Consider the following 7,683-nt stretch of genomic DNA (forward strand, 5'->3'; position numbering starts at 1 on the left):
CCGCCGTTGACACGGTGACAAAATGACAGAACGTCGAATCGAGTTCGACATTATGGCCATATATCCCTGCTATTCGCGCTGGGACGCCGGGTCGCGGGAGGCAGTGGGAGTGCCAATTATTTCAACGCGAAAAATCCGGATATATGGCTGAGGCTCGGGCATGTGGAACGGTCCGCGCACGCGGGCACCGCCCGGATTTAACGGACTTGCGACACGTGGCTACTTGCCGTCGGAGGCCCAGTAAACTGCCAAATGTGGCCGACCCGAAGTTCGAGATCCAGATGCTGCACGACCGAGTCATGGTCAAGGTCGAGCAGGACACCGAGGAACGACGCAGCACCGCGGGCATCGTCATCCCGGCCACCGTCAAGATGGAAAACCGCCTCCTCTGGGGCGAGGTCACCGGCGTCGGCGCCAACGCCCGCTCCGTCAAGGTCGGCGACAAGGTCCTGTTCAGCCCAGAAGACCAGCCAGAGGTAGAGGTCCACGGCCAGATCTACCTGGTCATGCGCGAACGCGACCTCCACGCCGTGGCCACTCCCCAAACCGACCACGGCACCGGCCTCTACCTCTAACCAGGCTCCTCGCCGTTATCCGGCGCCGTTCACGACCGCGCCAACCCTCGCCGCACCGGCGCCAAAACGCCCTAGCGGGGGCGGCCAAGCTTTCATGGCCCAAGATCGACCCCGCCCGACCTGCTGGCACCGATGCCTTGAGCCCAAGCCGCGAGGCCTGGGCCTTCACCCCTCCCGCCATAAGCTCTTAGCGCCGGTGCGGCGAGATGGGGTGCGGAGGTGGACGGCGCCGGATAGCGGCGAGCAACCTTCGTCAGAGTCGCTCGGCTTCGCGGGCGTGGCGAGCCGCGCGGCGTTCCTCGAACTTGGTGGCCATGACGTCGAGTTGGTCCATGAAGGTGTTGAGTTCCTCGCGGGCCTTCTCTCCCTCGGCGTCGAGGCCGGTGATGTCGTTGACCTTCCACTGGCGCAGGACGGGGGCGAGGACCTCGTCGCAGTGGAGGCGGAGGTCGTAGATTCCGGCCATCGCGATGGTGACGGACTTGCGGGCGAAGCCCTGCATGCCGGCGCCGGGCATCTGGAAGGAGGTGACCACGTCGGTGACGGCGCGCATGGTCTGGGACGGGGACAGTTCGAAGGCCGCGCCCAGCAGGTTGCGGTAGAAGAGCATGTGCAGGTTCTCGTCGGCGGCGACGCGGGCGAGGATGCGCTCGCAGACGGGGTCGCCGGAGACCTTGCCGGTGTTGCGGTGGGCGATCCGGGTGGCCAGCTCCTGGAAGGAGACGTAGGCCAGCTGCTGGAGCATCGTGCCGTACTCGGTGGCGAAGCCGGTTTCCATGTGCGTCATCCGGGCCCGCTCGAGCGCGGTCGGATCGACGGCGCGGCTGGCCACCAGGTAGTCGCGGATGACGATCGCGTGGCGGCCCTCCTCGGCCGTCCAGCGGTGCACCCAGGTGCCCCACGCGCCGTCCCGCCCGAAGGTGGTGGCGATCTCGTGGTGGTAGCTGGGCAGGTTGTCCTCGGTCAGCAGGTTCACCACGAGCGAGACGCGGGCCGGCTCCGGGATGGTGGAGTCGTCCGGACGCCACGCCTCCCCGCCCAGCACGCCGTCGAACGTCCGGCCTTCGCTATACGGAACGTATTCGTGCGGGAACCATTCCTTGGCCACCGCGAGATGCCGGTTCAGGTTCTCCTCTACCACGTGTTCCAGCTCCACCAGGAGCTCAGTCTGAGTCAGCTCACGCGACATTTCTACCCCTAACCTGCGAATTCACAACCTACGGTACCGTAACTTAGCGCGCCACACCCGGAGCGAATTCACAGAGATCCGCAGCCGTTCTTGTGGGACCTCGACACATCACGCTCGGTGACGAGCATATGGCGCTATCCCTCCGTAATCGCACGTATTAGTCTTCGCGCATGCCGAGGAAAGCACGTTTCTGGATCGTTTTCGCCATCCTCATCCAGGTTCTGTGGAGCCTCCCGCTGGGCGGATACTTCGCCTATCGCTGGCTGGCGTTCGACGACCCGGACAACAGCTTCACCTGCCAGGACAGCCGTGGCCGGGTCTCCACCTGCGTGGAGGGGGAGACCACGAACATGATCGTGGGGATCGTGTTCCTGACCATCGGCCTCATCATGCTGGGCGTGGCCCTGTGGCTGGCCGTCCGCTGGATCAAGCGCGGCCGGCGGGAGGACCATCTCCGGCAGCATGGCATCCCGGCCCGAGCGGTCGTGACCCAGGCCATGGCGACGGGCACGCGCGTCAACGGGCGCCCGCTGTATCGGCTCACGCTCCAGGTGCCGGACGTCCCGGGCCTGGAGTTCCGGCATCGCACCATGAACCCGGTCCCCGCGGGCACCACGCTCACCGTCGCGTACGACCCGGCCGATCCCGCCGACCCCGTCCTCCTCGACGACCTGGCCGCGATCGCGCCGAGCCTGCGATACACGCCCACCGCGGTGGACGCCCGCATCCAGCGGCTCACCCAGCTCGACTCGCTGCGCGCCTCCGGCGCCATCTCCGAGGAGGAGTTCGAGCGCCTGAAAGCCGAAGCCCTCAACCAGAACTGACCGGGACGACGACCACCCCGACCGCGGTGGTCGCCACGATCGGCGGCTCCAGCACCTCCGCGGCCGACGCGGACCTGTCCGGCCTGGCCCGGCAGACCACCAGCGCCTCGAACGCCAGGGTCCTGCTCCGGTTGCCGACCCTGGTCACCTCGGCGCTCACCTCGAGCACGTCCCCGGCACGTACGGCTTCCAGAAACCGCACGTCCGAATAAGAGGCGAACAGCCCTTCGTCCCCGTCCATCCGGATGCAGACCTCGGTGGCGACATCCCCGAACAGCCCGAGCACGTACGCGCCGTCGACCAGCGACCCGCCGTAGTGCGCATGCGAATGCGGCACATACCGCCGATGTGTCACCCTCATGCCGGGCTCCACGTGGGGATCAGAGCGGCCACCAGATAGCTGGCCACCTGGCCGGGCGTGGTCCCCTTCCCGAAGATCCGGTCCACCCCCAGGTCGGACGGTGTCACCGTGTCGAACCTCGGCCCGCCCGCCACCAGCAGCGGCCGCCCGAGCCCGCCGGTCACCGACGTCGGGTACGCCTCGGCGAAGGCCGCCGCCATCTGCTTGGTGTTGTGCACGTGCGCGCTCTTCTGCGTCACCACCTGGGAGACCAGCACCGCGTCCGCGTTGGCGCCCATGGCCCGGACGACGAGCTCGTCCACCTCGACCTGGGCGCCCAGGTTGTGCACCTCGATCTCCCGGTAGTACTCCAGGCCCTTCTCCCCCGCGAAGCCTTTCACGTTGAGGATGGCGTCGATGCCCACCGTGTGCGCATCCGTCCCGATGCATGCGCCGACGACGACCAGTTTGCGGGCGAGCACGGTCTTGATGGCCAGGTTGACCTGGTTCGGGGTGAGCAGTGGGTATTCGCGCCCTTCGGGCACGGTGATGCCGGCGTAGTCGATGAGGTGGGTGGCTTTGCCGTACACGATGAAGAAGGTGAAGTCCGGGCCCATCGGCTTGGTGTGGACGACGCTGGCGGGGTCCAGGCCCATTTTTCCCGCCAGTTGCAGGGCGGCGGCGTCGGCGCGGGGGCCCTGGGGGACGGGGAGGGTGAAGGAGACCTGGACCATGGCGTCGCCGGTCGTGTCGCCGTACGGGCGGATGATCTGTTTGATCGTGTCGACCGAGATGGTCACGGGCGCTCCTCAAGGATTTCGGTGGCCGGGTTGTAGTAGCCGGGGGCCTGTTCGATCACGCCGTCCAGGCCCTTGCCGCGGTCGGCGGGGCGGCGGGTGACGCCGAAGGTGCCGTCGGCGATGGCGGTGAGCAGGCCGTCGTCGGCGACCCGGCCGAGCAGGTCCACGGTCTCGGAAAGCACCCGCCGGGCGCGTTCGACGATGAAGCCGCCGGGCGCGGGGTGGAAGTCCTCGGCCAGCGCGCCCGCGGCCCGCCGAACGTAGCGCACGTTCTCCAGGGCCAGGTCGCGGTCGGAGAGCCAGGGCGTGTGGATGCCCTCGGTCATCATGCCGATCAGGATGATCGACTGGCCGGTCAGCACGCCGGCCAGGTTGAAGAACGCGTCCAGCAGGTACCCGGCGAAGATGTTGCCCGTCATGTGCTTGGTGGGCGGCATGTACTTGAGCGGCGCGTCGGGAAACAGCTCGCGGACCAGCTGCGCGTGCGCCAGCTCCAGCCTGAACGAATCCGGTAAATCCGGATTTATCTCGAAAGCGTGGCCGAGGCCGAGCTGGCTGTCGGTCAGGCCCGCCTCGTGGCCGAATCGTTCGTTGAGCAGCTGGGAGGCGATCACCGTGTGCGCGGCGTCGACCGCGTCGGCCGTGGTCAGGTAGTTGTCCTCGCCGGTGTTGATGACGATTCCGGCGCGCGCGTGGATCTGCCGGGAGAAGCGCTGGTCGATGAAGGTGCGTTTGGGGTTGATGTCGCGGAAGATGATGCCGTACATGCAGTCGTTGAGCATCATGTCGAGGCGTTCGAGACCGGCCAGCGTGGCGATCTCCGGCATGCACAGCCCGCTGGCGTAGTTGGTCAGCCGGACATACCGCCCCAGCTCCCCCGACACCTCGTCGAGCGCGGCCCGCATCAGCCGGAAGTTCTCCTGCGTGGCGTACGTCCCGGCGTACCCCTGCCGCGTCGCGCCCTCGGGCACGAAGTCCAGCAGCGACTGCCCGGTCGAGCGGATCACCGCGATCACGTCCGCCCCCTCCCGGGCGGCGGCCCGCGCCTGCGGGATGTCCTCGTAGATGTCCCCGGTGGCCACGATCAGATAGACCCACGGCGGCTCCGGATCCCCGTGTTTGCCCAGCAGCCAATCCCGATCCGCCCGGTTCGCGTCGATCCTCGCGATCCCGCGCGCCACCGCCTCCCGCGCCCTCTTCCCGGCCTGTACGGCATGCGCCCCTTCCGGCACCTCGAACCGCGCGCTCACCAGCCGCCGCGGATCCTGGTGGTCCCGCAACGCGTGGAACACCGGCAACGCGATCCCGTGCTCCAGCCCGACCTGCGCCCGCACGGCGTCCACGATCCGGTTCACCCAGGGTGTGCCGTCCGCGTCGGCCCCGCTCACCCCGGCCAGCCGGAGCACGGCGCGCTCCACCGACACGGTCGTGTGCGTGCGCGCCAGCTCGATGACGGGCTCGGCCGCCCGCGCCGCCAGCCGCCTGGCCTTCGCGACGACCTCGGGATCCAGGCCCAGCTTGCTCACGCGAGTCTCCCCTCGAACAGCCCGCGCACTCCGGGCTCGGATCGCAGCAGGTCCAGGGCCAGGTCGGCGTGGCCGGGGGCGTACCCGTTGCCGACCAGCATGGTCACGTCGGCGGCGAGCCCTTCGGCGCCGAGCGCCGCGGCGCTGAACGAGGTCGCCATCGAGAAGAAGATCACGGTGCCGCCGTCCCGGGTGGCCAGGATCGAGCCGTGCTCGCAGCCGGGCACGTCCACGCAGACCACGGTCACGTCCGCCGGGCCTCCCGCCTGGGAGACGGCCGCGGCGAGCGCGACCGGATCGCGGGCGTCGGCGATGACGACCTCGTCGGCGAGCCCGGCGGCGGTCAGCGTTCCGGCATCCCTGGCGTGCGGCACGACGCCGATCAGCCTCGCGGCCCCGGCCCGGCGGGCGGCGGCCAGCGACAACGATCCGCTCTTCCCGGCCGCGCCGATCACCGCCACCACCGAACCCGGGGTGACCACCCGCTGGGTGAGGGCGGGCGCGCCGCAGACGTCCATGACGGACAGGGCCAGCGGGACCGGCAGGTCGTCCGGCAGCACGGCCGCGATCGAGCGGGCGAACAGGATCGCGTGGCCTTCGGCGGGCACCTGCTCGGAGCGCCCGTCCCAGCGGGCGAGCCCGTCGGTGATGCGCAGCGGGGTGAGGGTCAGCGACACCAGCGTGGCCACCCGATCGCCGGGCTTCAGCCCGAGCGGCGATTCCGGCGTGACCTCGTCCACGACGCCGACCAGCATGCCGCCGGACCCGGTGACCGGGTTGTGCATCTTGCCCCGCGCCTCGATGATCGCGAGAACCTCCGCGCGCACCGCGTCGCCGTGCTCGTCCGACAGCTGCCGGAAGGAAGCCGCGTCCAGGTTGAGCCGTTCGACCCGGATCCGCACCTCCCCCGGCCACAGCTCGGGCGAGGCGTCCAGCCGCTCTGCCCCCTGCGGCAGCACCCCGGAGGGAGCCACCACCCGATGCAGGCCCACCGGTGAGCCAGGCGGGCGCGCGCTCGCTCCATGCGCGTCCGCTGGTGAGCCGGTCGAGCTCAAGCCCCCCGCGCGCCCTTGACGCGAGTCCAGTGGTGACGCGGTCCATCCGCCATCTTCGCGGAGAACAGCCACCGGGGAAACGCCGGGCTCTCGCATCACTCACCGTCCTCACTTCGACCACGCACGAGACCGACATGGATAAGCCGATTCCTGAGTCTTGACTCAGGGAAACATCTTGTCCCACCCCATCGCTAGCAGGCAATATCTGGCACATGACTGCCGCGACCCTCATCACCGTCGCTCCCACCGGAGCGGAGGCGGACAAATCCAGAACTCCCGCCCTCCCAGTAACCCTGGACGAGCTGGTGGCCACCGCGATCGCCTGCCAGGCGGCGGGCGCGGCTGTCATCCACGTGCACATCCGCGACGACAAGGCCCGCCCGACCCTGGACCTCCCCCGCCTCAAGGACACGGTCGCCGCGCTGCGCGCCCGCACCTCGCTGATCGTGCAGCTCTCCACCGGCGGCGCGGTCACCGACCCTTTCGAGGACCGTCTGAACGTCCTCGAAGCGTCGCCCGACGCCTGCTCCCTGACCTGCGGCAAGGTCAACTTCGGCGACGACGTCTTCATGAACCCGTGGGGCTTTATCACCGACCTCTACCAGGCCACCCAGGAAAAGGGCATCGCCCCCGAATTCGAACTCTTCGACCTAGGCCACATCTCCACCCTTCACCGGCTGCTCGCGACCTACGGCCCGCCTCACGGCGGCCGGATCCATTGCGACCTGGTCATGGGCGTGCCCGGCGGCTTCGACGGCGACCTCCGCACGATCGCCACCGCCGTCCAGTCCCTCCCCGACGGCGCCACCTGGTCCGCGACCGGCATCGGCCGGACCTCGGTCCCGGTCCTGCTGGCGGCCCTGTCCGCGGGCGGCCATCTCCGCGTCGGCATGGAGGACACCCTCACCTTCGCCAAGGGCAGACCCGTCCGCGACAACGCCGAACTCGTCACCCGGGCCGCCTCAGCCGCCACCCTCGCCCAGCGCCCCCCGATGACCACCGCCGCCGCTCGCGCCTTTCTGGGTATTGACTCCGCTGCGTAATCGGCCAACCATCGTGTGTGACCGGACTCCTCCAATGGAAGGACTCTTGCGCACATGAGGGATCTCCCCGCTCCCGCCTCCGCCGATCTGGTCGCGGCGGGCGCTGCCCAACCCGACCCGGGAGTGCGGGTCCCCGCCGAACTGGTCGCCATGGCGTCGAACGGGCTGGCCGGTGTGTCCGAGCCGAAGCGGGTGCTGGTGATCGGGGCCGGGATGGCCGGGCTGGTGGCCGCGTACGAGCTGATCGGGCGGGGGCACGAGGTGACCGTGCTGGAGGCGCAGCATCGGGTGGGCGGGCGGGTCCACACCCTGCGCGGGTTCGCGCCCGGCC

At 69.3% G+C, this 7,683-nt stretch carries 9 protein-coding genes; 4 read left to right on the top strand and 5 right to left on the bottom strand.

Features of this window, described 5'->3' with window-relative positions; all coding sequences use genetic code 11:
- Positions 1–254 precede the first annotated feature (254 nt).
- A complete protein-coding gene (locus Aple_RS25660; protein WP_155347249.1) occupies positions 255–575 on the top strand; it encodes a GroES family chaperonin in 321 nt (106 codons plus the stop codon).
- 253 nt (positions 576–828) lie between these two features.
- On the opposite strand, the gene Aple_RS25665 is transcribed toward Aple_RS25660, so the two are convergent.
- A complete protein-coding gene (locus Aple_RS25665) occupies positions 829–1,764 on the bottom strand; it encodes an acyl-ACP desaturase (RefSeq protein ID WP_155347250.1) in 936 nt (311 codons plus the stop codon).
- Positions 1,765–1,934: 170 nt separating this feature from the next.
- Here Aple_RS25665 and Aple_RS25670 point away from each other — a divergent pair, with 170 nt between their 5' ends.
- Positions 1,935–2,588 carry an SHOCT domain-containing protein gene (locus tag Aple_RS25670; RefSeq protein WP_155347251.1) on the top strand — a complete coding sequence of 218 codons (654 nt, stop codon included), beginning with the start codon at positions 1,935–1,937 and terminating at the stop codon, positions 2,586–2,588.
- On the opposite strand, the gene kal is transcribed toward Aple_RS25670, so the two are convergent.
- Genes kal through kdd form a run of 4 tightly spaced genes read right to left on the bottom strand, consistent with a single transcriptional unit; the run spans position 2,575 to position 6,246 of the window.
- Positions 2,575–2,949 (bottom strand): 3-aminobutyryl-CoA ammonia lyase, encoded by a 375-nt coding sequence (gene kal / locus Aple_RS25675; RefSeq protein WP_155347252.1) that lies wholly within the window; start codon positions 2,947–2,949, stop codon positions 2,575–2,577. The two genes, Aple_RS25670 and kal, sit on opposite strands and share 14 nt — an antisense overlap.
- Positions 2,946–3,728 carry a lysine 5,6-aminomutase subunit beta gene (kamE, locus tag Aple_RS25680; RefSeq protein ID WP_246264768.1) on the bottom strand — a complete coding sequence of 261 codons (783 nt, stop codon included), beginning with the start codon at positions 3,726–3,728 and terminating at the stop codon, positions 2,946–2,948. The genes kal and kamE overlap by 4 nt, the downstream gene beginning before the upstream one ends.
- Positions 3,725–5,254, bottom strand: a complete 1,530-nt coding sequence (gene kamD, locus Aple_RS25685) for a lysine 5,6-aminomutase subunit alpha (protein WP_155347253.1) — start codon at positions 5,252–5,254, stop codon at positions 3,725–3,727. Before kamD ends, kamE begins: the two co-directional genes overlap by 4 nt.
- Positions 5,251–6,246: an L-erythro-3,5-diaminohexanoate dehydrogenase gene (gene kdd / locus Aple_RS25690; RefSeq protein WP_155347254.1), complete on the bottom strand. Its 996-nt coding sequence runs from the start codon at positions 6,244–6,246 to the stop codon at positions 5,251–5,253. The genes kamD and kdd overlap by 4 nt, the downstream gene beginning before the upstream one ends.
- A 275-nt stretch (positions 6,247–6,521) precedes the next feature.
- On the opposite strand from kdd, the gene Aple_RS25695 reads away from it, so the two are divergent.
- Both Aple_RS25695 and Aple_RS25700 read left to right on the top strand, forming a co-directional pair.
- Positions 6,522–7,352 (top strand): beta-keto acid cleavage family enzyme, encoded by an 831-nt coding sequence (locus Aple_RS25695; RefSeq protein WP_155347255.1) that lies wholly within the window; start codon positions 6,522–6,524, stop codon positions 7,350–7,352.
- A 54-nt stretch (positions 7,353–7,406) separates the two neighbouring features.
- A partial coding sequence (locus Aple_RS25700) for an FAD-dependent oxidoreductase (protein ID WP_155347256.1) occupies positions 7,407–7,683 on the top strand: 277 nt, incomplete at its 3' end.

It is taken from the genome of Acrocarpospora pleiomorpha, assembly GCF_009687885.1.
Taxonomy (GTDB): Bacteria; Actinomycetota; Actinomycetes; order Streptosporangiales; family Streptosporangiaceae; genus Acrocarpospora; species Acrocarpospora pleiomorpha.